Below are 23,000 nucleotides of genomic sequence, written 5' to 3' on the forward strand. Positions count from 1 at the left end.
CATCTTGCATCAAATCCCGGCGGGCAACTCAATCACAAACCGCGTCCATCCCGCCTCGGATTCACAGAAAATCCTCCCCCCATGTGCCCGTACAATCGACTGGGTAATCGCCAGTCCCAGCCCCGCATGCTCGCTACTGCCTTCACGGCGCGCCGGGTCGGCCCGATAGAACCGGTCAAACAACCTCGGCAGCACTGCCGCTGGAATACCTTTACCGGTGTTTTCCACGCAAAGCCTCACCCCGTTCTGCAGGTGCACACGCACTTCGCCCCCGGCAGGCGTAAAGCGCAGCGCGTTATCCAGCAGGTTCGACAGTGCCCGGCGCAGCATCCCACGATCGCCCGTCGTCTGGGCCGTCCCCTCGCGAACCAGGCTGATCTGTGCGTCTTCGGCCAGCAAGGTGAAGAACTCCAGTAACGCATCCACTTCATCCGCCAACGCCAACGCTTCCCGCTTGGGTACCAGCAAACCGTGATCCGCCTTGGCCAGGTACAACATGTCATTCACCAACTGCGCCATCCATTGCAGCTCTTCCAGATTGCTGTGCAGGGCCTCCCGATAGTCCTCGAGCGGGCGCGGTTGGGTAAGGATGACCTGGGTCTGGGTCAACAGGTTGGACAGGGGCGTGCGCAGTTCATGGGCGATGTCGGCGGAGAACGCCGACAGGCGTTGGAAGGCATCATCCAGGCGGCCAAGCATGGCGTTGAAAGCCTGCGCCAGTTCGGCCAGTTCCACCGGCATTTGTTCCTGGGGCAGCCGCTGGGTCAGCGAGTGCGCGGACACGCCGGCGGCCACTTCCCCCATGCGCCGCAATGGCCGTAACCCACTGCGTGCCGCCCAGGCGCCGAGCAGGGCGGTAGCCAGGGCTGATAGCCCGACGGTGAGCCAGATCAGGTGTTGCATGCGTTGCAGGAAGTGCTGGTGGTGGGTGATGTCGAGTATCAGGGTCAGTTGCGGCGAGTCGGGCTGGCCTGCTCTCAGGGGCGCGTTATACACCCGGTACTCGGTGCCGGCACTTTGCAGGCTGTGCAGGCCGGGGGCCTCGGGCAGGCTAATGCTGGGCGCGTTGTCCAGCCAGCGCTGGCCGGCGGCGCTGATGCGCAGCGTCATGTCCTGCTGGTGAAGGAGTTCGGCGCGCAGTTGTGCTTCGCGTTGGGCGAACGACTGCGGCGAGTCGACACCCTGCAAGGTCGCACGCAAGGCCAGCAGCTTGTTGTCGAGCTGTTGTTGGTCCAGCTCAAGGAAGTGCGCTTCGCTGGCACGGTTGAACAGCACGCCGGCCAGCAACGAGACCACCGCCGTGCAGGCGGCAAACAACAGTGCCAGGCGGCTGGCCAGGGATAAACGCTTGATCAATTGGCGCGTTCCTCCAGCACATAACCCATGCCGCGCACGGTGTGGATCAGTTTGTTGGCGTAGTGATCGTCGACTTTCAGGCGCAGCCGGCGGATGGCCACTTCGATGATGTTGGTATCGCTGTCGAAGTTCATGTCCCACACTTGGGAGGCGATCAAGGTCTTGGGCAGCACTTCGCCCTGGCGCCGCAGCAACAGTTCGAGCAGGGCGAATTCCTTGGCGGTCAGGTCGATACGCTGGCCGTCCCGTTCGACACGGCGGCGGATCAAGTCCAGGCGCAGGTCAGCCAGTTGCAGTGCCGTTTCCTGCGGGGTGCTGCTGCCACGGCGCAACAGGCTGCGTACGCGGGCCAGCAGTTCGGAAAACGCGAAAGGTTTGACCAGATAGTCGTCGGCCCCCAGTTCCAGGCCGTGCACGCGGTCTTCCACGGCATCGCGGGCGGTCAGGAACAACACTGGGAGCTCCAGGCCGGCGCTGCGCACCGCTTGCAGGATTTGCCAGCCGTCGCGGCCCGGCAGCATCACATCGAGGATCAGCAAGTCGTAGTCACCGGTCAGTGCCAGGTGCTGGCCTGTGGTGCCGTCAGCCACCAGCTCGGTGGTAAACCCAGCTTCGGCCAGGCCCTGGCGCAGGTATTGGCCGGTCTTGGGTTGGTCTTCGACGATCAGCAGTTTCATGGGCAGCTCTTGGCAACGGGGCTCGACGGGCTTTATACCGTGGGCGCCGGGGGAAGGGCGCAACCTGACAAAGTTGTAATCTAGCAGTCAGGTAGCTGGCAGCGGCGTAATCTTAGAGTGCGGGTCAAGCGAGTCACACATTTTTGGAGAAGAACCATGGCGTTGCGTACACCCCTGATCCTGGCGGGTTGCTTGTTGGCGTTGAGTTTCGATGTGGCTGCCGATGCAGCCCACACCTTCGCATTTGGCCAGCCGGCGCCGGCGAGCAAAGCCACGCGTACTGTGGAAGTTGTCCTGCAGGACATTTCGTTTGCGCCCAAGTCACTGGACGTAAAAGCCGGTGAGACGGTGCGTTTTGTACTCGTCAACAAAGGCCGGTTGCTCCACGAGTTCAACCTGGGCGATGCGACGATGCATGCCGAGCACCAGAAGGAAATGTTACAGATGCAGGCCAGCGGCATGCTCACCGCTACCGGCATGGGCAAGATGGACCACAGTGCCATGGGGCATGGTGACGGGGCCGGCATGCAGCATGATGATCCCAACAGCGTGCTGGTCGAGCCGGGTAAAACCGCCGAGTTGACTTGGACGTTCAGTAAAGCCACCGGCCTGGAGTTTGCCTGCAACCTTCCCGGGCACTACCAGGCGGGTATGGTCGGCAAGCTCAACGTCGATTGATCCGGTGCCGTTTAGGCGCGGGAGCAAAGGCTGATAGACTGGCGCGGTTTATTTAGCCAGGTTTCCGCCATGCATCCCGCAGCCGAACATTCGCCGCTGGGCAAGTCCAGTGAATACATCTCCACTTACACGCCGTCGTTGCTGTTTCCGATCCCTCGTGCCGCCAAATGGGCCGAGCTTGGCCTGAGTGCCGAGACCCTGCCTTACAAGGGCGTGGATTTCTGGAACTGCTTCGAATTGTCCTGGCTGTTGCCGTCGGGCAAGCCGGTGGTGGCCATCGGTGAGTTCAGCATCCCGGCCGACTCGCCGAACATCATCGAGTCCAAGTCCTTCAAGCTGTACCTCAACTCGCTGAACCAGACCGCCTTTGCCGACATCCAGGGCCTGGAAGCGACGCTGCGCAATGACCTCAGCGCCGCCGCCGGCAAGCCGGTGACGGTACGCATCCGCAGCCTGGCCGAGATCGAGGCCGAGGGCGTGATGGCCTTACCGGGCGTGTGTATCGACGGCTTGGATATCAGTGTCAGCAACTACGAGCATCCGCGCCCCGAATTGCTGCGCTGCGACGATTTGCGCATCGTCGAAGAGAGCGTGCACAGCCACTTGCTCAAATCCAATTGCCCGGTCACCAGCCAGCCCGATTGGGGCAGCGTAGTGGTGGAGTACCGGGGGGCGGCGCTGGATCACGCCAGCCTGCTGGAATACATCGTGAGCTTTCGCCAGCACTCGGACTTCCATGAGCAGTGTGTGGAACGCATCTTCCTGGACCTGCAGCGCCTGCTCAAGCCGGAGAAATTGACGGTGTATGCGCGGTATGTGCGCCGTGGCGGGTTGGATATCAACCCGTATCGCAGCACCGAGAATGTGACGTTCCAGAACGTGCGCCTGGCTCGTCAGTAGCCTGTACCCAGGTTCAAGTGTGAGAGGGGAGTTTGCCCCTCTCACATTGGATCTGCGCTTGGCTGACGGGGAGATCAGATCCCGATGTTGCCCAAGGTGATCACGATATTGCGCAGTGTCCCGGCAATGCCTGGATGATCCAGTTCAAAACCCTCCAACGCCCGGTTTACATCGTCAGCAATGCTGGGGGTCTGAGTCGCCGGTTCCAATTCAAGCTGCACTTCGAACCGGGCAATCAGCTCTTCCAGTGCTTCACGTTTTTCCAGCGACAGCGGCGGTTCCTGTTCCAGTTGCCCGCGCAGGATTTCGACCTGTTCTTCCAGTTTTTTGCGATCAGGCATGACTTTTTTCCTTTTATCGATAGGCACTGGCATAGACCGCGGCACGCCGAGAAAGGTCTACGGGCTGACCTGTAGATTAATCCACCGGCGCCGACTGTGCATGATCTCGATCAGGGCTTTTCGCCTTTGAGCCGGCGCCGGCCGATGTCTGCCAGGCAAGTGCCGAGTTCGCCCAGGTGATCGATCACCGAGTGCACGCCCAGCCCATACAGCGCCACCGTGGCTTTGGCGCGCTTGTGCTCGCGCTGTTGCTCGGTAAGAGCCTGCCATGGCTCGGGCGCCAAGCCGCAGAGTGAGCCACAGGAGGCCAAGCCGATGGTCCACAGCCCGGCATTGAGCCCCGATTGCAGCAGGCGTGGTTCACCGCTGACCAATACGCAGCCATCCAGGCGTTCGATGTTGAGTTCCATCAAGGCTTGCCAGCACGCATGCGGCGCAGGCCAGCGGATGGAGGAGGGAGGTGTTGCCTTCAACCAATTGGGCAATCCAGTAGCCAGTGGCTGGGTCACTGCCGGGGGCAGCTCATCCAGCCAGGCGCAAGGCACGCCCTGATCCTTGAGGCTGCGCAGGATCTTCAGGGCGCCCGGGGTGGCCTGTGAGTCGAGAGAGTGCGAATCGGAGCGTGCCTGGGAACCGAAATCCACCAGGCAGCCACTCAGGCCGAATAGGACAGCAGTCAAGGCGGGGGCGCTGGCGACGGCAATTTCGGCGTGAGGCATTTCGACATCCCTGAAATAGCTGTGACGCTAGCGAGACGCGATGACAAGCAGATGACACTGACAGGAGATTGTAGGAATTTTGTTCGTTTTCCATATGACATTTCCTACTAGCTGCCTAAATTGATACTTCCGTCATATACTGACGATCTTCTTCAGGGCATAGCGCCCATGACAGACTATTCAAGGAGCCAAAGCTATGCGCTGGAGCCAATATTTCGCTCAGCTATCTGTGTGTGCCACTATTTTAATGGCCCCATTCGCCGCCCAGGCTGCGTCCGAAGACGATCCATGGGAAAGCGTCAACCGCCCAATCTTCACCTTCAACGACACCGTTGATACCTACGCACTCAAGCCATTGGCCCAGGGTTATCAGTTTGTCACCCCGCAGTTTGTGCAGACGGGCGTCCATAACTTCTTCCGCAACATCGGCGACGTGGGCAACTTTGCCAACGACGTGTTGCAGCTCAAACCGCATGCGGCCGGTGTCGACACCGCGCGCCTGCTGGTGAACACCACGTTCGGTGTGCTGGGCTTTATTGATGTCGGCACCAAAATGGGGCTGCACCGTAACGACGAAGACTTCGGCCAGACCCTCGGCTACTGGGGCGTGGGCAGCGGCCCTTACGTGATGCTGCCGTTGCTGGGTCCGAGCACCTTGCGTGATGCGCCGTCCAAGTACGTGGACACCTACACCCAACCGTATCGCTACATGAACGATATCGGCTGGCGCAACAGCACCTTCGGCCTGAACGTGGTTGATACCCGTGCCAGCTTGCTCGACAGCGAGAAGTTGATCACCGGCGATAAATACACCTTCATCCGTAACGCTTACCTGCAGAACCGCGAGTTCAAGGTCAAGGATGGCAAGGTCGTCGACGACTTTTAAGTCGTGACATTTTGAAATGGAAAAAGGCGACCCTCAGTGGTCGCCTTTTTTATGAGCGGTATTCAGCGCATTTTCAAGATTCTGAGGCCCAAATGCTGCTCCTCCCCCATGGCCTTGGTCCATACCACCTCGGTGTCCGCCTCCAGGCCCTTGAGGGCCGCGTGCTCTGAGTCGATACGCACCGTCAGTTGGTCACCCACGTTGAACTGGCGAGGGGCCTGCACCTGCATACCGGAGCTGGAAAGGTCCAGGCATACCCCGGCAATCTCCTGCCCGGCGTGGATCAACGACACATCGGCATCCACCCGCATGCGGATGAAATCGCGTTTTTCGGCGTAGTCGCGCTCGTGTTCGCTCATGGGTTCCATCCTTACTTTGTGTTGTGGTGTTGGCTGTTCTTATAACTCCCGGTGATTTGCGGTGTAAAGACGCCCGGCGACCATCGGCATGAGCTTGAAACCCCTGACGGATGGGAGTACCGTCTGCGCCTTAGAAGGGCACCTCTGCATTACAGTTGTGCGTGGGCTAGTTGCCTATGCTTTGTAGGACAGAGAGGCTAGAAAGCGAATCCAGTACGTGAGCCCGGCCATTGTCGAGCCACCTACGCCAACCTAATTCTGGCGCCGTTTGCCCACATGCAAAAAACCAGTGCCACGCTGCTGATAATCGATGACGACGAAGTAGTGCGCGCGAGCCTCGCGGCCTATTTGGAAGACAGTGGCTTCAGCGTCCTGCAGGCCGGTAACGGCCAACAGGGTCTCCAGGTGTTCGAGCGCGACAAGCCCGACCTCGTGATCTGCGACCTGCGCATGCCCCAGATGGGTGGCCTTGAGCTGATCCGCCAGGTGACCGAGCTTGCGCCGCAGACGCCGGTGATTGTCGTGTCCGGTGCCGGCGTGATGAACGATGCCGTGGAGGCCTTGCGCCTGGGCGCCGCCGATTACCTGATCAAGCCCCTGGAAGACCTCGCCGTGCTGGAGCACTCGGTGCGCCGCGCGCTGGACCGTGCACGCCTGCTGGTCGAGAACCAGCGCTACCGCGAAAAGCTCGAAACCGCCAACCGCGAGCTCGAGGCCAGCCTCAACCTGCTTCAGGAAGACCAGAACGCCGGTCGCCAGGTGCAGATGAACATGCTGCCGGTCAGCCCGTGGACCATCGACGAGTTCAAGTTCGCCCATCAGATCATCCCGTCGTTGTACCTGTCGGGTGATTTTGTCGACTACTTCCGTGTGGATGAGCGACGTGTGGCGTTCTACCTGGCCGACGTTTCCGGCCATGGCGCTTCATCGGCTTTTGTCACCGTATTGTTGAAGTTCATGACCACGCGGTTGTTGTTTGAATCCAAGCGCAATGGCACCTTGCCGGAGTTCACCCCCTCCGAGGTGCTGGGCCACATCAACCGAGGCCTGATCAGCTGCAAGCTGGGCAAGCACGTGACGATGGTCGGCGGCGTGATTGATGAAGAAACCGGTCTTCTGACCTACAGTATTGGCGGTCACCTGCCGATGCCTGTTTTATACACTCCCGACAGTGTGCGTTACCTGGAAGGGCGTGGTCTGCCCGTAGGCTTGTTCAACGAAGCCACCTACGAAGACCACATCCTGGAACTGCCGCCGACCTTCAGTCTCACGCTGATGTCCGACGGTATCCTGGACCTGCTTCCAGAGCCTACACTCAAGGAGAAAGAAGCCGCCTTGCCCCAAAAGGTCAAGTCGGCGGGCGGCAGCCTGGATGGCCTGCGGCAAGTGTTTGGATTGGCCACGCTAGGGGAGATGCCGGATGATATCGCCCTATTGGTGTTGAGCAGGAATCTTTGATGAGTACCGGAAGAATCCAATTCGCCGAGCAAGACGGGACATTCGTCCTGAAATTTGTCGGTGAAGTGCGCCTGACCTTGTGTTCGGCGCTGGATGCGACGATTGAGCGGATCTTCACAGCGCTGAACTTCTCGGCGATCGTGATCGATCTGACCGAAACCCGCAGCATCGATAGCACCACCCTGGGCCTGTTGGCCAAGTTGTCCATTCTGTCTCGGCAGAAGGTCGGCCTGTTGCCGACGGTGGTCACCACCCACGAAGACATCACCCGTCTGCTGCAGTCCATGGGCTTCGACCAGGTGTTCAACATCGTTGACCGCCCGATCCCGTGCCCTGAGTGCCTGACCGACTTGCCTTCGCAAGACCAGTCCGAAGAAATCGTACGGGTCAAGGTGCTCGAAGCACACAAGATCCTGATGGGCTTGAACGAGTCCAACCGCGAAGCCTTCCACGACCTCGTCAACGCCCTCGAACGTCACTGATCGCCAGTTGAAACCCTATCCAAATGTGGGAGGGGGCTTGCTCCCGATTGCAGTGTGTCAGCCACTGAATTCATAACTGACCCACCGCCATCGGGAGCAAGCCCCCTCCCACCGTTGGACTGAGGTCGGTTTGAGATTGGCGAACACAAAAAAGGGCGGCACCCTCACAGGTGCCGCCCTTTTTGCTGCCGTCTGTCTTACAGCTTGGCCGACAACAACGCTTCCAGCTTCTCCTGGTCGCGAGCAAACTGGCGAATACCTTCCGCCAGCTTCTCAGTCGCCATGGCGTCTTCGTTGGATGCCCAGCGGAACGCCTTTTCGTCCATATGGATACGTGCCTCACCGGAATGCCCCGGCGACAGCTTGCGCTCAAGCTTGCCGGTATCGGCCGCCAGCTTCTCCAGCAGATCCGGGCTGATGGTCAGGCGATCACACCCCGCCAACTCCTCGATCTGGCTCAGGTTACGGAAGCTCGCACCCATCACTACCGTCTTATAGCCATTGGCCTTGTAGTAGTTGTAGATGCGCGTCACCGACTGTACGCCCGGATCATCCGCGCCGGTGTATTCGTTGCCGGTGGCCTTCTTGTACCAGTCGTAGATACGGCCCACGAACGGTGAAATCAGGAATACCCCGGCTTCGGCACAGGCCACGGCCTGGGCGAAGGAGAACAGCAGGGTCAGGTTGGTCTGGATGCCTTCTTTTTCCAGCTTTTCCGCCGCGCGGATGCCTTCCCAGGTGGAGGCGATCTTGATCAGTACACGGTCACGACCAACACCGGCTTTTTCATACAGGTCGATCAGGCGGTGCGCACGCTTGAGAATGGCGTCTTCGTCGAACGACAGGCGCGCATCCACCTCGGTGGAAATACGGCCCGGCACGACTTTGAGAATCTCTTGGCCCACGGCCACCGCAAAACGGTCGCTGGCCAAGCCCACATCGCCGTTACAGTCCTTCACGCATGCGTCCAGCAGCGTGGAATAGCCTTGAATCGATGCGGCCTTGAGCAGCAGGGAAGGGTTGGTGGTGGCGTCCTGTGGCTTGAGCTTGGCGAGTGTCGAAAAATCGCCGGTATCGGCAACGACAGTGGTGAATTGCTTGAGTTGTTCCAGCTTGGAAGTCATGGGCGTGCTCTGTCCTATGGGTCTGATGACATTACCCGAGCACCGGCAGGCGCTCAAGGGCGCAAACGCGTTCGAGCGTTTGCGAGGGCGATAACCTGAAAACAGCCGTTTGAATCCTCGGCTCTGCTGCTCAATAGGAGGCCAAAATCGAGGGGAGGTTCAACTGGATTTTATGTGAGTCGCTCCCTTGTCATTAAGCTATTGCTATGGGGAATATGCATGTTTTGAAGTTGTGAAAACTTTATTTTTATTGACGTTGATTGTTGCTTTTTCTACCTGTGCTATACCTGACTGGCAAACGCCAAAGTAAGCCGATAAAAATTCTTGTGATATCACCGTTAGCGGCGAAGTGCGTGTGCCTGTTCATTAAACCTGTTTGTTAGTTAGTTGCGAAACAAAGGAGAGATGTAATGAAACGGAATATATCAACGCTATTCGCTGCCATGGGTTTTATATGTTCCACCGCAGCATTTGCCGAGGTAACGGTGCAGCAGGCACTCAGTGCCGGTTGTTACGATACCCAGGAAATGCGCGCAATCATCGACACTGCCAAGGCCGGTAAACCGATAGGGAGCCGCACCCTTGAAAAGGAAAATGAACTGACCTCGACCTACGGAGGCAAGATCACCGATTCCAGAGTGACGGCGCCTGCCACCTGGGTGTATCGCGCGTATGAAAACGCAGACACCAACAACTGGCATGTCCAGAAGCTCAAGGAGGGCGTGATCTACGCCAAGGCCCAGAATGACCTGGAGAAGTTCGTCAAGCGAGGGGGGACGCCCAAGGAGTATTGGGCAATTGACGGACCGGACCTTCACCAGCCGGGTTTTAGCAGTGCCACCTACACGACAATGCGACTGCTCGCACTGCAATCGAGCGACACCCCGCAAAGCCAGTTTGTAAGTTTTGCACTGGACTACGCCACCACCGGAACCTTTGGAGAAGCGGTGTATGCACTCCAAGTGAATCCAGACTCGCCCATTCTAGGGCTGGTTAACTGCAAAACCGCAGGCGGTGAAGTTCAAGTCCAAATTCTGGGCGGTACGACATTCAATACGCTATATCGAAAACTTAGAACGGAGAGTGATTGGAAGCGATATGACCGCAATACCGGAAAATGGATAACTGTACCCAACGGAACAGTGCCGTAAAAGTTTAACGCTATAGCAAGGGCCCGCAGCTGAAGCCGAGCCCTTGCACAGTGTGGGAGGGGGCTTGCTCCCGATGGCGCAACTCAACCATCCAATCCCCAACTGACACTCACCGCCCTTCCAGCAACTCCCCAGCCTGATCCAACAAAGCCAGCGGGTCAGCCGCCTTATGAATATCCACCGACAACAACTGCCTGAACTTGCGCGCCCCCGGGAACCCGGTGCCCAACCCCAGCACATGCCGCGTAATATGATGCATCGTCCCGCCACTGGCCAAATGCTCAGCAATATAAGGCCGCAACTGCGCCAGCGCCTCGGCCCGGCTGATCACCGGCGCCTCACTGCCAAACAACTGCTGATCCACCTCGGCCAGCAAATACGGATTGTGATAGGCCTCGCGCCCCAGCATCACCCCATCAAACGTCTGCAAATGCTCCCGGCACTGCTCCAGTGTCTTGATGCCGCCGTTGAGATTGATCTCCAGCTCCGGGAAGTCCCGCTTCAACTGCGCCGCCACGTCATAGCGCAACGGCGGAATGTCGCGGTTCTCCTTGGGTGACAACCCCTCCAGAATCGCAATCCGCGCATGCACCGTAAAACTGGTGCAGCCCGCATCCCTCACCGTCCCGACGAAATCACACAACTGGGCATAACTGTCGCGCCCATTGATCCCGATACGATGTTTCACCGTCACCGGAATCGACACCGCATCGCGCATCGCCTTGACACACTCGGCCACCAACGCCGGATGCGCCATCAGGATCGCGCCAATCATGTTGTTCTGAACGCGGTCGCTAGGGCAACCGACGTTCAAGTTCACCTCATCGTAACCGGCCGCCTCAGCCATGCGCGCGCACGCCGCCAGATCGGCCGGGACGCTGCCGCCCAACTGGAGGGCAAGCGGGTGCTCGGCTTCGTCGTGACGCAAAAAGCGCTCATGATCGCCGTGGAGGATCGCCCCGGTGGTGACCATCTCGGTGTAGAGCAGGGCGTGCTTGGAGAGCAGGCGCAGGAAGTAGCGACAGTGGCGGTCGGTCCAGTCCATCATGGGGGCGACGGAGAAGCGGCGTGAGAGGGGGGCGATTTGTAGGGGCATGGGGGATCTGAGTCAGCGAGGCGAATGGGGCGCAGTTTATCAGGGATGCATCGTGGGTGTTGGGTAGGTAGGTGAGTGGCTTCTAGCTGCATTGCACTTAGCCTCATCGAGGATCAGAAGCCTGCCATTGTGTCAGGTATTCGTGGTCTAACCCCGATATCCCCAGTAACTGTCACCAGCTCTGTGTCGCGTCGACTTGATACCGCTGGAAGGCTTGAAAATATTGGAGCGGGGGAAGGGAATCGAACCCTAGTTATCAGCTTGGGAAAGCTCCTAAGGAGGTATATGACTGTAAGCAAAGCCAATAGTGGGCTGTTCGAGCGATCAAAATCGACCCAAAGCAGCCCGTTGCAAGATGCCCTTTTTGGCCGGCTGCTACAATAGAGTTGGCCAAAGATGAGGTTGAAATAAATTCAGACGTCCGTTCAAAAAGACTGCCATCCCTTAAGTGTTTTAACTAAATTTAGTTGCATAAAATGCTTGTAGTGAAGTCGGCACAGGGACGCGCGCCCCCAGAACCTCAAAAAACCGCCCCTCACGGAGAGATGCTGGAATCGAAATTGCACGACCACCCGCTGCTTTACGACGCAGGTTAACTTCCTCTAATGCGGCAAGTATGATTGAATGAAAAAACCATATATCGTACTTTCCACGAATCCAAAGGCCTGCGGTTCCTAGATCTAGGCGACGAGTCCACCTAAGTATTGCCGGTATAGACGGTAGTTTACCATTAACGACTACTTTTCTTTTGAATTCGATAAATCCATTTTTAGTTAGCTCAGGCTTAACGCCTACTAAGGTGACAATATTTTTCAAGCCCGTAGTATTGCGTAAATTTGGTGAGCACTTTTCTTCTTTTGCAGCCAATATCCACCCTATTAAGGCGCGAACCTCAAGATGGAATGCTCGGTAAGCATCCGTAAAAGTAGCTTCAATCTTGGCAAAATCGGGGTCGGCTTGGGATATGCGTAGTACATCCGCCATAAGAATTCGGGCCGCTACTATAGTGGAAATATCGTTTTCTACGGAGTACTGATCTGTTATGTAAGTGTTTTCATCTAAAGTTACTTGAGTTCCCAGAAAGTCATCATAATCTCTATCCACAAAAAAAAGACATGTATCAACATTGTAACCATTGGCTTTGATGTCGTCCCTGACTTGAATGACGTTGCGTTTGCCGCCGCAGTCATATATATATGCAACATTATTCAGTATGTGTCGCCTTGCTTCAGGCATAAAGAAAAGACTATCCTCCTCACCTTCAAAGAAGAAGTGGTAGGATTCTTGAGCGGGCTCATATAGAATTCTGAATTGATGCAATGCTGCAATATCAGACTTAGCCTCTTCAGCAAGATAGGCTGCATAGTCGTCCATCTCACTCGGCCTCATTAGAAGTCGAAGTCTTAAGACGCAAATCAATCGCAGATGGTCTAAGCTCATTCTGATAAATGAATGGACTGTGTGTGACCGAAAAAATGAACCCGCAGCGCGTCGATTTCAATATGTCTGTTAGAAATCTTTTTTGCCAAGGCACGGACAGAGACAATTCTGGCTCGTCAATGATGACAATCTGATCCTCAGCGTCATCGAGGTATAGATGGGAAAACAGAGATACAACTTGCTTTTCGCCGGACGAAAGTACGCTTAAGTCAATAGGGCGGCCACTATCATCAATGATTTCAACAGTAAATTTCGTATCGTCGTAAACTAGTTGTTTGCCTGGTTTTAGATATGCGTTGCATACTTCAACAAATGATATTATTTCAGTTTCTTGCGAAGAAATATCAGCGCTAGCACTCATCAAACGACTAAAGTAGTGGGCCAGATAGAGATCGTTGACCTCCATTTCATCTCGTTTTTTTCCCTTCATGTCGAGGATTTTTGATCTTAGAAGACTTTTCTCTTCTGCCGACAAAACTTGTTCGCTTACTCGGCCGAGTATTATCGCCAAAGAGTCCTCGTCAAGGCTGGCAATTTGCGATGGTGAGTATTGGTCGGCTGTTCCTTTAATGACATCTCTCAAGTAGAGCCCTGAAAGATCGTTGAACTGTGCAAGCGAATAATCTCGAAGGAATCGCGTTCTAGAATCAATATTAGCTCGCACATCTTCCATTCCAAAGCTAACAAGGTCGACATAGTGATTGGCGGATCGAGCAAACTTTGCTGGAGAAGAACCATGAGAGGATGATTTTACACGCTCTTCTAAGTCGGGAAAAATATCTCTAAGATCCTTTTCGATTCTTCTGTATGTAGGCAGAAACAGAGTCCGTCCAGGCATTTTTTGTATTAACTGCTTTTCTACATCGCTCCGAGGGGTTGGGAACATATCCCCTTCTTCCCCAAAAGACGAAAAACGACGAAGAATTGACATTTGTAGATGTCTGACTTCGTCCACTGGCATTGACAAAGCATTAGCAAACTTGTCCCTTGACTTACTAGTCATTCGTGCTGAAACAAACTCGTCTAGTAGGCCGTTTTCGCGTAACTTTTCCATGTACGACGATATGCGAGAGGAAGGATTAAAGTTGCGGATGACTTTTTCCAGGTGCGATAAGCCACTGATATCAGCGCGCGCCGCTCGGACCTCATCAGGTCCGAACCAAACTGCTACCTCTTTAAAGTCGTATTCCGCAAGTCTGGCCCATTGCCTTGATATAAAAAAATAGAATATATTCGTAACGCAGCTTTTTCCAATTCCGTTTGGACCAACTAAAATAAGAGCATTTGATTCGATTGGAATATCTATATCACGCGTGCCAAATAAGCCTTTAATTTCGAACCTGGTGGGCTTCTGCATTCTATCCTCCATTGCTTTTGTTGTGTTCGATTAATATATATTCGATTGCTTGCCCTTTGAGTTTTTTTTGGGGCGGCGATCTAATACATCCTATTTTAGGATATACAAGTTATCCATCTTTTCACCAAGCGCTGCCTGAGCTGACGGCAGCTTTTGGCAGATTACTGCCACCCAGCGGGTGGGGGCGGCTTTGATAATCTTCGGCTATCTGATATCTAGTCTCTTGAGGCGAGCCACGCCCTGGTGAATAAACCCTGCATTTTCACCGATGGCTTCCAGTGCACCGTGGACGTTTCCTCCCACTTCAGATCTGCCCTGGGTTTCAACCCACGATGTCAGCTCCATGATGGCTGCTTCTAGGGCCAGTTGATTCTGATAGATCCTTTCCTGCACAACAACTAGTGCGTATTCGCTTGGCACGGTTACCGATTCCTTTTGATAAGAACTCAAGCATAGCAGCGACAGTGCTCGGAATTGGAGCCGAATCCGGTTGCTTAATTTCTGCTATAGAAAATGGGCGGATGTGAAGAAATATAGCTGGAGAAAAGACATGGTACGAATGTGGTACCAAGATTTTCCTGCTGCCTTCAGGTCCTTTTTATTTTCGGGGGGTAAGAGAGTTAAAGCGTCCAATCCATCATCGGAGTACGGCATGATCTAGTGGCCAGTCCAAAATAGCCTAGGAAATTTCCCACAATTTTCTCAGCTTGCCCCTCAGACCACCCCTAGCTAACCTCCTCCAGCCGCTGCCAATCCAGCGGCCGGATGTGGAAGTCCGACCAAGCTGAAGTCGTTCAATCGCCCATAAACACCTACCGGCGTTTTTTTACGTCTGTATGATTGCTTACGGCGGCTGTGCGCGGGGCACTTCGGTGCGCCGGGTCCTTTAGCCCTGGTCTTCCACACCTGCGTACAGCTGCCACCCTCATGTGGAAGTGAGATTGGCAGTTCCTGACATTCTAAAGGAGCTTCGCCATGTACAAGGTCACGCCTAATCCGCCGTATGCTTCAGACGCTGCACCCAATGACGCCAAGCTTCATGCAGCGGCTCAACGAGCAATTCATCATTATTTGCCGGCTTCCGACGACGTAGCGCCCACCGATCAACCACCCGGCAACCTATTCCTCGTCAGCCCCAACATCGACACCGAAACCCTCTTGGCCAACGCCTCCGAAAACCTCGAATCCGCCAACCAAATGGCCGCCACCTTGGCGTTCGACCTCGAAGACCCCCACCGCGCCATCGTCTTGGGCATCCAGCAACTTATCGACCTGAGCGTGTTGCTTGTCGACCGAGCCCAGGAGCAAGCCGCCCCTGCCGCCAGCAAGGCTAACGCCTGACAACTCCTCCCGCCGCCTTACCGTAAGGCGGCAGCCTGTACCCGTGTTGCCACTTCATTATTTCCTGTGTCTTTGAGGCCTACGCCTCTTCAAGATGTACCCTGAGCCTCAACTGAAAACACGACCTCTAGATGCCCGCGACAAGTCAGCGAGACTCGCCCGTGGCTACGCCCTGTGCCTTGACGAACACCGCCGTACGCCGCAAAGCCTCACCTACATCCGGTTTGGCTATCCCATGCCTTTTGGCAAACTGCTCCACCGCCGCCGTATCAAAACGCGTGGTCTGGATGAAGTCCAAAGCCTCCACACTGGTATTCAAAAACCGCGCGACGGGCGGAATCTTCAGCAGCCACTTCAGCAATCGCAGCGGAATGTGATGCCTGGGAGGCTTCAAGCTGATGGCTTGTGCCACCTGTGCCAAAAGCTCGCGCAAGTTGGGCGTTTGGGCATCCAGTGCCAGCAGTTCCTGGCCCTTCATGGCCGGGTCAAAAGCACTGGCCGCCACCAACTCGACCAGATAGTCCACGGTGACCAGCGGCAGCCAGTGTTCGGCGGTGCCGGGCACGGCAGTCAGCTTTCCTTGCATAAGGCTTCGTATCAGTTCCATCAGTGGCTGACCTTCGAGGATATGGCCGGTGTGGCTGTGGCCACACACCGTGGCAGGATGGACGACGGTCACGTCTGCGCCCTTGGCGGACATCAACTCCAGGGTCGCAAAGTGTGCCTCCAGCTTGCTCCCCTCGTAGGCACCGACATGCCGGTAGAGGGCGGGCCAATCGGTCAGCTCCGGATGATGAGGATCAATGCCTATGCGTTGCAGGTGTTCATGGTTTTTCAGCATGAAACCGCCGATCATCACTAAACGGCTTTTTTGCTCAGCCGCCAATAGCGCCACGCGCTTGGCGCCTTCCACATTCACGGCACGTGAATGCTCCAATGAGAGCCCCCAGGCAAAGTGGGCGCCCAGGTGAAATACCACGCGGGCTTGCCTCAGCCTTTCGCGGTCGGCAAGGCTCAGCCCGAGGTTGTCCTGCTCCAGGTCGCCAGCCACGGCCAATACCCGGGACGCGTTCCCTCCCAACTGGTCGACTTGTTCGCGCAGTGCGGCAAGGCGCTCTGGCCGACGCATCAACACCTGTACGGTGTGACCTTTTGCACTCAGGTGCGCCACCAGATGTTGGCCGATGAAGCCGGTACCCCCTGTGACGAAGCACTCCACGCTCATTTATATGTTCCTTGGGTCAGGTGAGAAATCAAGCGTAAACTGTCGACCCAACTCTACAGTCAAGTGTTGTTTTCATGAAAATAGGCGAACTTGAGGTGCGCAGCGGTGCCAGCCGCCATACGCTGCGTTACTACGAACAGATCGGCTTGATCTCAGCGCAACGGCGAACCAACAATTATCGTATTTATACCGAGCAAACCCTGCAGGACCTGGACTTTATCCAGCGTGCGCAAAGCATGGGGTTTTCCCTCGCGGAAATAGGCGAGATTCTGGATGCGCAGCGCAACCAGCTGATCGATTGTGCTGACGGCGCCAAGTTGATTGAAAAGAAGATGGCGCAGATCCAGCAGAAAATCGCCAACCTCCAAAGCATTTATCAGTATCTGGACCAAGAGCGCGCGAACCTCGAGGCCAGTGCGGCCAGGCAGCTTGAACTTCAGCGACTGAGCAACACTTCCCCTGCAACGGTTGGCGTCTAGATAGCGAAGGCGGCAACCTGAACCCCTGCTGTCGTGCAGTGAAATTTCATCATTCCCCGCGCCTTTGAAGTCTACGATTCTCTTCAAGAGAGGACTCACGCGCCTCCAGCTCACAGGGAACTGAAAACATGATCTCGAACCTCGTCAAAATCGTGATGGTTGCAGGCACGTTGCTGTTGAGCGCGTGTTCGTCCGGGTCGTCCGGCGTGAGCAGCGACCCGTGTTTCTCGGGCGGATGCCAGGCGTTTGGCGACCATAGCCCGAGCAAAGCCGCCAAGATGAATTTTGGCGGCAGTGGGCTGGGGAGCAGTTATGGGGAGTATGGGTCGGGGTTGTTGCATGATGATTGAGGAGCGCTGGGTCAGCCGTTAGTGCGTTGACTGACCCACTGCTCTCGGGAGCAAGCCCCCTCCCACCGTTGGCGTTTCAGTGGCCGCCTTTCATGCGGCGGGCGATGAGGTAGAGGCCCAGGCCGACCAGGGCGGTCGCCGCGCCGATGTAGCCGGTGCTTGTCCAGCCATAACCCGCTGTGATTGCCATGCCGCCGAACCACGGCCCCAGTGCGTTCGCCAGGTTGAACGCGGCATGATTCGACGCCGCCGCCAGGCTCGGGGCTTCGTGGGCGATGTCCATCAGGCGGATCTGCAGTGGTGCCGCCAAGGCCACCATGGTGCCGACCAATCCCATGCTCAGCAGCACGCTCCACAGCGACGCCGCCGCGAAGGGGAAGAACAGCAACACGGCCATCGACCACACCAATATCAAGCCCACCGCACGAAACTGCAGGCGGTCAAACAGCTTGCCGCCGGCAATGTTGCCGATGATCCCGCCCACGCCAAACGCTGCCAGCCCGAACGGAATCCACTGTGGCGACACTCGGGTCACTTCGAGCATGGTCGGGGCGAGGTAGCTGAATACGCAGAACATCCCGGCAAACCCGATGGCGCCAATCGACAGCGCCATCCACACTTGCGGTTTGGTGAACGCGCGCATCTCCTTGCGCGGGTCGCTGCGTTGTTCATCGTGGCGGTGCGGCACGAATTGCCAGACCAGTGCGATGGTGCACAAGGCAATCACGCTGACCAGCCCGAACGCCGAGCGCCAACCCAGGTGCTGGCCGAGGAAGGTGGCGATGGGGTTGCCCAGCAGCATGGCCAGGGTCAGGCCCATCATCACGCGGGCGACCGCGCCGGCGCGTTTATCGTTGGGCACCATGCTGGAGGCGACCACGGCGGCAATCCCGAAGTAGGCGCCGTGGGGCAGGCCGCTGATAAAGCGGAAGGCCACCAGCGAGCCGAAGGTCGGGGTGAAGGCGGTGGCGAGGTTGCTCAGGGCATACAGGCCCATCAGTAACAGCAACATGTGTTTGCGCAGCAACTTGGCGCCGAGAATCGCCAGCAGTGGGGCGCCGACCATGACGCCCAGGGCGTAGGCGCTGATGGCGTGGCCGACTTGCGGTTCACTCAAATTCAAATTGTGGGCGATATCGGGCATCAAGCCCATGATGGCGAATTCGCCGGTGCCGATCGCGAAAGCGCCCACGGCCATGGCCGCTTCCATTTTGGCGGCGCTACGCGCGGGCAGCACATGCCCGGGTGTTTGCTGGATAGTCATGGGTAACTCTAGTGTGGATGGAACGCACGAAGGAGAGCCGTCGATGCTACGCAAGCGGCGGCGAAACTGTCTAGAACAGCCTTTTGCGTAAACGTTCCAACCCTGTGACTCCACGTCGCGCCTGCCAGGCTTGACACGCGCGCGCCAAAACCGGCGATTTAGAGCTGTCAATTGGCCAAACGACGCATAAACACTGTTCAGCGTGATATTCTGCGCGCCGTCTTGGTCTAGTCTTGCCCTGGTGCGTACACCCGTATACGTCCCGGCGGTTGGCTGTCGCCCAGGTAGCTGAAGCCAATAATGATAAGAAGTCAGCGCAGAAGGGACATAACAGTGAGGCCGATCCAATCGGCCTTGTGTGCCCACCCTGCGGTCCTCATGTGATTGTGCGAACCCCGCGCGACGTTGCCTGACGTAGCGTGATCGAGGGTTGCCCAGGATCAGGGGCGGCAGGGCGGATGGCGTTTTATCATAGGTGCTACAGATGTTTAAGAAAGTAAACACTGCCCTGCTGGGGCTGGCTTTGTCGATGGGGATCACGTCCGTTCACGCGGAAGAGGCAAAGAAAGTCGATGTGCTGCTGATCGGCGGCGGCATCATGAGTGCAACCCTGGGTGTCTGGCTCAACGAGCTGGAGCCGGGCTGGTCGATGGAGATGGTCGAGCGTCTTGATGGCGTGGCCGAAGAAAGCTCCAACGGCTGGAACAACGCCGGTACCGGTCACTCGGCCCTGGCTGAGCTGAACTACACCCCGGAAAACAAGGACGGCGTCGTTGAGATCCCGAAAGCGATCGAGATCAACGAAGCGTTCCAGATTTCCCGTCAGTTCTGGTCCTGGCAGGTCCAGCAGGGCGTGCTGAAGAACCCACGTTCGTTCATCAACTCCACACCGCACATGAGCTTTGTGTGGGGCGATGACAACATCAAGTTCCTCAAGAAGCGCTACGAAGCCCTGAAGGCGAGCCCGTTGTTCGCCGGCATGCAGTACTCCGAAGACCCGGCGCAGATCGCCAAATGGGTTCCGCTGATGATGGAAGGGCGTGACCCGAACCAGAAAATCGCGGCCACCTGGTCTCCGATCGGTACCGACATGAACTTCGGCGAGATCACCCGCCAGTTCGTTGCCCACCTGCAAACCACGCCGAAGTTCGACCTGAAACTGTCGAGCGAAGTGCAGGACATCACCAAGAACGCCGACGGTTCGTGGCGTGTGAGCTACAAAAACCTGAAAGACGGCACCAAGACTGAAACCGACGCCAAGTTCGTGTTCATCGGCGCCGGTGGCGGTGCACTGCACCTGCTGCAGAAGTCGGGCATTCCTGAAGCCAAGGAATACGCAGGCTTCCCAGTGGGTGGCTCGTTCCTGGTGACCGATAACCCAGCCGTAGCCGAGCAGCACTTGGCCAAGGCTTACGGTAAAGCCTCGGTAGGTTCGCCGCCGATGTCGGTTCCGCACCTGGACACCCGCGTGCTGGATGGCAAGCGCGTGATCCTGTTTGGCCCATTTGCAACCTTCTCGACCAAGTTCCTCAAGGAAGGCTCGTACCTGGACCTGCTGACCAGCACCACCACCCACAACATCTGGCCAATGACCAAAGTCGGTATTCGTGAATACCCACTGGTCGAGTACCTTGCCGGCCAACTGATGCTGTCGGACGACGACCGCTTCAAGGCACTGCAAGAGTACTTCCCGAACGCCAAGAAAGAAGACTGGCGCCTGTGGCAAGCCGGCCAGCGCGTGCAGATCATCAAGCGTGACGAAGAGCAGGGCGGCGTCCTGAAACTCGGTACCGAAGTGGTCAGCTCCGAAGACAACACCATCGCCGGCCTGTTGGGTGCATCGCCAGGCGCGTCCACTGCGGCTCCGATCATGCTGACCGTGCTGCAGAAAGTGTTCAAGGACAAGGTGGCGACCCCTGAGTGGCAGGCCAAGCTGCATCAGATCGTACCGAGCTACGGTACCAAGCTGAATGACAGCCCTGAGGCGGTTGCCAAGGAATGGGCCTACACGGCCGGCGTCCTGCAACTGACCCCTCCGCCAGCCATTCCGCAACTGGCTGCACCAAAGGCCACCGAGGCTGCCAAGCCTGCGGCTGAGCCGAGCAAGCCTGCATCCGACCTGGCGCTGTAAGCCAAGCCTGATGTAAACAGCCCGCTGAACCGGTGACGGTCAGCGGGCTTTTTTGTGCACGGGCGTTTACCGGCGGGTGCGTTCGACGGCAGGCAGTTCGACGGTACGTTCGGCTTTGGCCAGCGCGGCTTTCAGGCCCGCCTGATCCAGCGGGACGCAGTACGCGGGTTTGCCCCGTTCAAAGCGCCAACTGTCATCCAGCCCGCCGGCATCCACGGCATCGAAGCCGAGTTCGTCGAGCAAGCTGATCACCTGCGCCTTGGCGGCCGCATCGTCCGCTGCCACCGGCAGGGCACGCCGGTCCGACGCACCGTGGGGGCGAGCATCCTGGGTCAGGTCGGGGGCAAATATCGCGTTGAACACCTTCACCACCTGCGCGTGCGGCAGGTGCTCGGCGAGCAGCCGGCTGGTGGTGGTTTCAAAGCGGTCCAGCGCCGGGATATGCCCGTCACGGTTCGGGTAGTAGTTATTGGCGTCCATCACCACCTTGCCCTCCAGCCATTGCGCCGGGACGCTGCGGTAGTGCTCCAGGGGGATGGCCACCAGCACCACATCTCCAAATCGGGCGGCATCCTCCGCGCTGCCCACCTGCACGCCCGGGATACCACTGAGCACGCTGCTCATGGTTTGCGGGCCACGGGAGTTGCTCAACATCACCTCATGCCCGGCGGCCAGGGCCAATTCGGCCACGGCCCGTCCGATAAAGCCTGCGCCTATTACGCCAATCTTCATGTCCTTGCTCCTGTGAACGGGGGAGCGGTTATGATGATTGGCAACCAAATGTCGATAAATGAGCGTTTTGGTGTCGATGTTGTTACTGGGAGTAGGCAATGATGGACCGTCTTTCAAGCATGCACGCCTTTGTCATGGCCGCCGAGTCGGGCTCCTACGCGCGTGCCGCCGAGCGTTTGAATATGTCGCCGCAAATGGTCGCCAAGCATGTCACCGCGCTGGAACAGCGCCTGGGTGCGCGCCTGCTTAACCGCACTACACGCCGGCAAAGCCTGACGGAACTGGGGACTGCGTACTACGAGCGTTGCAAGCACATCCTCACCGAAGCCGACGCCGCCGACTCGCTCGCGCAGATCATGAACGACACGCCGCGTGGCAAGCTGAGGATCACCGCCCCGGTAACGTTTGGCTCCTATAGCCTGATGCCACTGATCACGGCGTTCCTGCGTGATCACCCGGAGGTGGAAATCGACCTGCACCTGACAGACCGTTTCGTCGACCTGGTGGAGGAAGGTTATGAGGTCGCCTTTCGCATCGGCCCGCTGGCCACCACCAGCCTTACGGCGAGGCCTTTGGCACCTTATCGCCTGGTGGTCTGCGCGGCACCGGCTTACCTCGCGGCACGCGGTACACCGCTGATACCGGCAGACCTTGAGCAGCATGAATGCCTGGGCTACGCCTACTGGTCGCGCCCGGCAGATCGCAAATGGCTGTTTCACCAAGGTGCGGCCACTCACGAGGTGGCGGTTTCCAGCCGTTTGCGGATCAATGAAAGCCGGGCCTTGATGTCGGCTGCGCTGGATGGTTTTGGTATTGTCCTGGGCCCCGAGGATTTCTTGCGTACGGCGCTGGCCAGAGGCGAGCTGGTGCGTGTATTGCCGGCCTTCGACGCACCGAGTCGCCCGATGCACCTGGTTTACACCGCAAACCGGCAGCGCACGGCCAAGCTACGGCGTTTTGTCGAAGCCGTGGTGCAACGTTTTGGCCCGCCTTAAGGCGCCCGCCGTTCAGCCCGCCGACAGACACTACCTGTTAAAAAGAACTCAGAGCCAAGCAGGAGCGAGGCTGCAGGAAGGGGGAATTTTCAGCGTGTTTGTGGGGCGATAACGCCCGAGGGTTTTTTATGTTGCTACGTTATGCGGCATTGGCGGCAGTCGTCGTCGCGGCATCCGGGTGTGTGCAAGAGCGTGTGGTGCATGAGCGCGGGCCGGTACAACGTGAGTATGTCGAGGTCGTTGCGCCGCAACCGCCGCCGGTTCAAGTGATCGAGGTCGAGCCGCCGGTACGTTACGGCTATGTCTGGTCGCGCGGTTACTGGCGTTGGCAGGGCGGGCGTTACGTGGCGGTGCATGGCCACTGGGAGCCGGTTCGCGAAGGCTACCGCTATGTGCATCCGCACTGGGTGCAACGTAGTGACGGCTACCACTGGCAGGGTGGCGGCTGGGTCCGCTAAG

The 23,000-nt window shown here is 57.5% G+C and carries 25 protein-coding genes; 12 read left to right on the top strand and 13 right to left on the bottom strand.

All coding sequences use genetic code 11. From position 1 onward, the window contains the following. Positions 1–9 precede the first annotated feature (9 nt). Positions 10–1,356, bottom strand: a complete 1,347-nt coding sequence (locus JBE38_RS18860) for a heavy metal sensor histidine kinase (RefSeq protein ID WP_205344859.1) — start codon at positions 1,354–1,356, stop codon at positions 10–12. Then, positions 1,353–2,033 carry a heavy metal response regulator transcription factor gene (locus JBE38_RS18865; protein ID WP_090366148.1) on the bottom strand — a complete coding sequence of 227 codons (681 nt, stop codon included), beginning with the start codon at positions 2,031–2,033 and terminating at the stop codon, positions 1,353–1,355. Before JBE38_RS18865 ends, JBE38_RS18860 begins: the two co-directional genes overlap by 4 nt. A 156-nt stretch (positions 2,034–2,189) precedes the next feature. Here JBE38_RS18865 and copI point away from each other — a divergent pair, with 156 nt between their 5' ends. Both copI and queF read left to right on the top strand, forming a co-directional pair. Beyond that, positions 2,190–2,711 carry a copper-resistant cuproprotein CopI gene (gene copI, locus JBE38_RS18870; protein WP_205344860.1) on the top strand — a complete coding sequence of 174 codons (522 nt, stop codon included), beginning with the start codon at positions 2,190–2,192 and terminating at the stop codon, positions 2,709–2,711. Positions 2,712–2,780: 69 nt separating this feature from the next. Further along, positions 2,781–3,611 (top strand): NADPH-dependent 7-cyano-7-deazaguanine reductase QueF, encoded by an 831-nt coding sequence (gene queF, locus JBE38_RS18875; protein WP_060753163.1) that lies wholly within the window; start codon positions 2,781–2,783, stop codon positions 3,609–3,611. Between the two features lie 74 nt (positions 3,612–3,685). Here queF and JBE38_RS18880 read toward each other — a convergent pair whose 3' ends face one another. Further along, a complete protein-coding gene (locus JBE38_RS18880) occupies positions 3,686–3,952 on the bottom strand; it encodes a DUF4404 family protein (RefSeq protein WP_060753164.1) in 267 nt (88 codons plus the stop codon). Positions 3,953–4,062: 110 nt separating this feature from the next. Continuing rightward, positions 4,063–4,671: an HAD family phosphatase gene (locus JBE38_RS18885; RefSeq protein ID WP_205344861.1), complete on the bottom strand. Its 609-nt coding sequence runs from the start codon at positions 4,669–4,671 to the stop codon at positions 4,063–4,065. Positions 4,672–4,918: 247 nt separating this feature from the next. Between JBE38_RS18885 and JBE38_RS18890 the strand changes: the two genes are divergently transcribed. After that, positions 4,919–5,557, top strand: a complete 639-nt coding sequence (locus JBE38_RS18890; protein WP_372241670.1) for an MlaA family lipoprotein — start codon at positions 4,919–4,921, stop codon at positions 5,555–5,557. Between the two features lie 62 nt (positions 5,558–5,619). Here JBE38_RS18890 and JBE38_RS18895 read toward each other — a convergent pair whose 3' ends face one another. Continuing rightward, positions 5,620–5,916, bottom strand: coding sequence for a PilZ domain-containing protein (locus tag JBE38_RS18895; protein ID WP_060753167.1), 297 nt, complete (start codon positions 5,914–5,916; stop codon positions 5,620–5,622). A 276-nt stretch (positions 5,917–6,192) separates the two neighbouring features. On the opposite strand from JBE38_RS18895, the gene rssB reads away from it, so the two are divergent. Together rssB and rssC are read left to right on the top strand one after the other, a co-directional pair. Then, the gene (gene rssB, locus JBE38_RS18900; protein WP_060753168.1) at positions 6,193–7,374 is read left to right on the top strand and encodes a two-component system response regulator RssB; all 1,182 of its coding nucleotides are present in this window, start codon (positions 6,193–6,195) and stop codon (positions 7,372–7,374) included. Continuing rightward, positions 7,374–7,856, top strand: a complete 483-nt coding sequence (rssC, locus tag JBE38_RS18905; RefSeq protein WP_010212025.1) for an anti-sigma factor antagonist RssC — start codon at positions 7,374–7,376, stop codon at positions 7,854–7,856. Before rssB ends, rssC begins: the two co-directional genes overlap by 1 nt. A 197-nt stretch (positions 7,857–8,053) precedes the next feature. Here the strand turns inward: rssC and tal are convergent, their stop codons facing one another. Further along, complete coding sequence (gene tal / locus JBE38_RS18910; RefSeq protein WP_205344862.1) at positions 8,054–8,980, bottom strand: transaldolase; 927 nt, start codon at positions 8,978–8,980, stop codon at positions 8,054–8,056. A gap of 410 nt (positions 8,981–9,390) precedes the next feature. Here tal and JBE38_RS18915 point away from each other — a divergent pair, with 410 nt between their 5' ends. Beyond that, positions 9,391–10,131, top strand: coding sequence for a hypothetical protein (locus JBE38_RS18915; protein WP_205344863.1), 741 nt, complete (start codon positions 9,391–9,393; stop codon positions 10,129–10,131). Positions 10,132–10,240: 109 nt separating this feature from the next. Here JBE38_RS18915 and dusA read toward each other — a convergent pair whose 3' ends face one another. From dusA to JBE38_RS18935, 4 genes are all read right to left on the bottom strand, one after another. Beyond that, complete coding sequence (gene dusA, locus JBE38_RS18920; RefSeq protein WP_205344864.1) at positions 10,241–11,227, bottom strand: tRNA dihydrouridine(20/20a) synthase DusA; 987 nt, start codon at positions 11,225–11,227, stop codon at positions 10,241–10,243. 453 nt (positions 11,228–11,680) lie between these two features. After that, the gene (locus tag JBE38_RS18925; protein ID WP_205344865.1) at positions 11,681–12,601 is read right to left on the bottom strand and encodes a DUF4435 domain-containing protein; all 921 of its coding nucleotides are present in this window, start codon (positions 12,599–12,601) and stop codon (positions 11,681–11,683) included. A 1-nt stretch (position 12,602) separates the two neighbouring features. Next, complete coding sequence (locus JBE38_RS18930; RefSeq protein WP_205344866.1) at positions 12,603–14,024, bottom strand: AAA family ATPase; 1,422 nt, start codon at positions 14,022–14,024, stop codon at positions 12,603–12,605. A gap of 204 nt (positions 14,025–14,228) precedes the next feature. Beyond that, positions 14,229–14,444 (bottom strand): hypothetical protein, encoded by a 216-nt coding sequence (locus tag JBE38_RS18935; protein ID WP_205344867.1) that lies wholly within the window; start codon positions 14,442–14,444, stop codon positions 14,229–14,231. 555 nt (positions 14,445–14,999) lie between these two features. Between JBE38_RS18935 and JBE38_RS18940 the strand changes: the two genes are divergently transcribed. After that, positions 15,000–15,365 carry a DUF6124 family protein gene (locus tag JBE38_RS18940; protein ID WP_205344868.1) on the top strand — a complete coding sequence of 122 codons (366 nt, stop codon included), beginning with the start codon at positions 15,000–15,002 and terminating at the stop codon, positions 15,363–15,365. A gap of 145 nt (positions 15,366–15,510) precedes the next feature. Here the strand turns inward: JBE38_RS18940 and JBE38_RS18945 are convergent, their stop codons facing one another. After that, on the bottom strand, positions 15,511–16,590 hold the full coding sequence (locus JBE38_RS18945) for an SDR family oxidoreductase (RefSeq protein ID WP_205344869.1): 1,080 nt from the start codon (positions 16,588–16,590) through the stop codon (positions 15,511–15,513). A 74-nt stretch (positions 16,591–16,664) separates the two neighbouring features. Between JBE38_RS18945 and JBE38_RS18950 the strand changes: the two genes are divergently transcribed. Together JBE38_RS18950 and JBE38_RS18955 are read left to right on the top strand one after the other, a co-directional pair. Further along, a complete protein-coding gene (locus JBE38_RS18950) occupies positions 16,665–17,069 on the top strand; it encodes a MerR family transcriptional regulator (RefSeq protein ID WP_205344870.1) in 405 nt (134 codons plus the stop codon). Positions 17,070–17,197: 128 nt separating this feature from the next. Next, positions 17,198–17,419: a hypothetical protein gene (locus JBE38_RS18955; protein ID WP_060753176.1), complete on the top strand. Its 222-nt coding sequence runs from the start codon at positions 17,198–17,200 to the stop codon at positions 17,417–17,419. A 76-nt stretch (positions 17,420–17,495) separates the two neighbouring features. Here JBE38_RS18955 and JBE38_RS18960 read toward each other — a convergent pair whose 3' ends face one another. Continuing rightward, positions 17,496–18,683, bottom strand: coding sequence for an MFS transporter (locus JBE38_RS18960; protein WP_205344871.1), 1,188 nt, complete (start codon positions 18,681–18,683; stop codon positions 17,496–17,498). Between the two features lie 484 nt (positions 18,684–19,167). Between JBE38_RS18960 and mqo the strand changes: the two genes are divergently transcribed. Then, a complete protein-coding gene (mqo, locus tag JBE38_RS18965) occupies positions 19,168–20,814 on the top strand; it encodes a malate dehydrogenase (quinone) (protein WP_060753178.1) in 1,647 nt (548 codons plus the stop codon). A gap of 66 nt (positions 20,815–20,880) precedes the next feature. On the opposite strand, the gene JBE38_RS18970 is transcribed toward mqo, so the two are convergent. Further along, the gene (locus JBE38_RS18970) at positions 20,881–21,594 is read right to left on the bottom strand and encodes an NADPH-dependent F420 reductase (RefSeq protein ID WP_275113243.1); all 714 of its coding nucleotides are present in this window, start codon (positions 21,592–21,594) and stop codon (positions 20,881–20,883) included. Positions 21,595–21,644: 50 nt separating this feature from the next. Here JBE38_RS18970 and JBE38_RS18975 point away from each other — a divergent pair, with 50 nt between their 5' ends. Further along, positions 21,645–22,541: a LysR family transcriptional regulator gene (locus JBE38_RS18975; protein WP_198761432.1), complete on the top strand. Its 897-nt coding sequence runs from the start codon at positions 21,645–21,647 to the stop codon at positions 22,539–22,541. Positions 22,542–22,669: 128 nt separating this feature from the next. Continuing rightward, complete coding sequence (locus tag JBE38_RS18980) at positions 22,670–22,999, top strand: YXWGXW repeat-containing protein (protein WP_060753181.1); 330 nt, start codon at positions 22,670–22,672, stop codon at positions 22,997–22,999. Position 23,000: the final 1 nt, after the last annotated feature.

This window comes from Pseudomonas sp. ICBG1301, assembly GCF_016918385.1.
Taxonomy (GTDB): Bacteria; Pseudomonadota; Gammaproteobacteria; order Pseudomonadales; family Pseudomonadaceae; genus Aquipseudomonas; species Aquipseudomonas palleroniana.

Bases quoted from the DNA above. Each gene is read 5' to 3' on its own strand.
- JBE38_RS18955 (WP_060753176.1), top strand. From the start codon at position 17,198: ATGATCTCGAACCTCGTCAAAATCGTGATGGTTGCAGGCACGTTGCTG.
- JBE38_RS18975 (WP_198761432.1), top strand. From the start codon at position 21,645: ATGATGGACCGTCTTTCAAGCATGCACGCCTTTGTCATGGCCGCCGAG.
- rssB (WP_060753168.1), top strand. From the start codon at position 6,193: ATGCAAAAAACCAGTGCCACGCTGCTGATAATCGATGACGACGAAGTA.
- queF (WP_060753163.1), top strand. From the start codon at position 2,781: ATGCATCCCGCAGCCGAACATTCGCCGCTGGGCAAGTCCAGTGAATAC.
- mqo (WP_060753178.1), top strand. From the start codon at position 19,168: ATGTTTAAGAAAGTAAACACTGCCCTGCTGGGGCTGGCTTTGTCGATG.
- JBE38_RS18895 (WP_060753167.1), bottom strand. From the start codon at position 5,916: ATGAGCGAACACGAGCGCGACTACGCCGAAAAACGCGATTTCATCCGC.
- JBE38_RS18915 (WP_205344863.1), top strand. From the start codon at position 9,391: ATGAAACGGAATATATCAACGCTATTCGCTGCCATGGGTTTTATATGT.
- JBE38_RS18885 (WP_205344861.1), bottom strand. From the start codon at position 4,671: ATGCCTCACGCCGAAATTGCCGTCGCCAGCGCCCCCGCCTTGACTGCT.
- JBE38_RS18880 (WP_060753164.1), bottom strand. From the start codon at position 3,952: ATGCCTGATCGCAAAAAACTGGAAGAACAGGTCGAAATCCTGCGCGGG.
- copI (WP_205344860.1), top strand. From the start codon at position 2,190: ATGGCGTTGCGTACACCCCTGATCCTGGCGGGTTGCTTGTTGGCGTTG.
- tal (WP_205344862.1), bottom strand. From the start codon at position 8,980: ATGACTTCCAAGCTGGAACAACTCAAGCAATTCACCACTGTCGTTGCC.
- JBE38_RS18865 (WP_090366148.1), bottom strand. From the start codon at position 2,033: ATGAAACTGCTGATCGTCGAAGACCAACCCAAGACCGGCCAATACCTG.
- JBE38_RS18960 (WP_205344871.1), bottom strand. From the start codon at position 18,683: ATGACTATCCAGCAAACACCCGGGCATGTGCTGCCCGCGCGTAGCGCC.
- JBE38_RS18940 (WP_205344868.1), top strand. From the start codon at position 15,000: ATGTACAAGGTCACGCCTAATCCGCCGTATGCTTCAGACGCTGCACCC.
- JBE38_RS18945 (WP_205344869.1), bottom strand. From the start codon at position 16,590: ATGAGCGTGGAGTGCTTCGTCACAGGGGGTACCGGCTTCATCGGCCAA.
- JBE38_RS18980 (WP_060753181.1), top strand. From the start codon at position 22,670: ATGTTGCTACGTTATGCGGCATTGGCGGCAGTCGTCGTCGCGGCATCC.
- JBE38_RS18930 (WP_205344866.1), bottom strand. From the start codon at position 14,024: ATGCAGAAGCCCACCAGGTTCGAAATTAAAGGCTTATTTGGCACGCGT.
- dusA (WP_205344864.1), bottom strand. From the start codon at position 11,227: ATGCCCCTACAAATCGCCCCCCTCTCACGCCGCTTCTCCGTCGCCCCC.
- JBE38_RS18925 (WP_205344865.1), bottom strand. From the start codon at position 12,601: ATGGACGACTATGCAGCCTATCTTGCTGAAGAGGCTAAGTCTGATATT.
- rssC (WP_010212025.1), top strand. From the start codon at position 7,374: ATGAGTACCGGAAGAATCCAATTCGCCGAGCAAGACGGGACATTCGTC.
- JBE38_RS18950 (WP_205344870.1), top strand. From the start codon at position 16,665: ATGAAAATAGGCGAACTTGAGGTGCGCAGCGGTGCCAGCCGCCATACG.
- JBE38_RS18890 (WP_372241670.1), top strand. From the start codon at position 4,919: ATGGCCCCATTCGCCGCCCAGGCTGCGTCCGAAGACGATCCATGGGAA.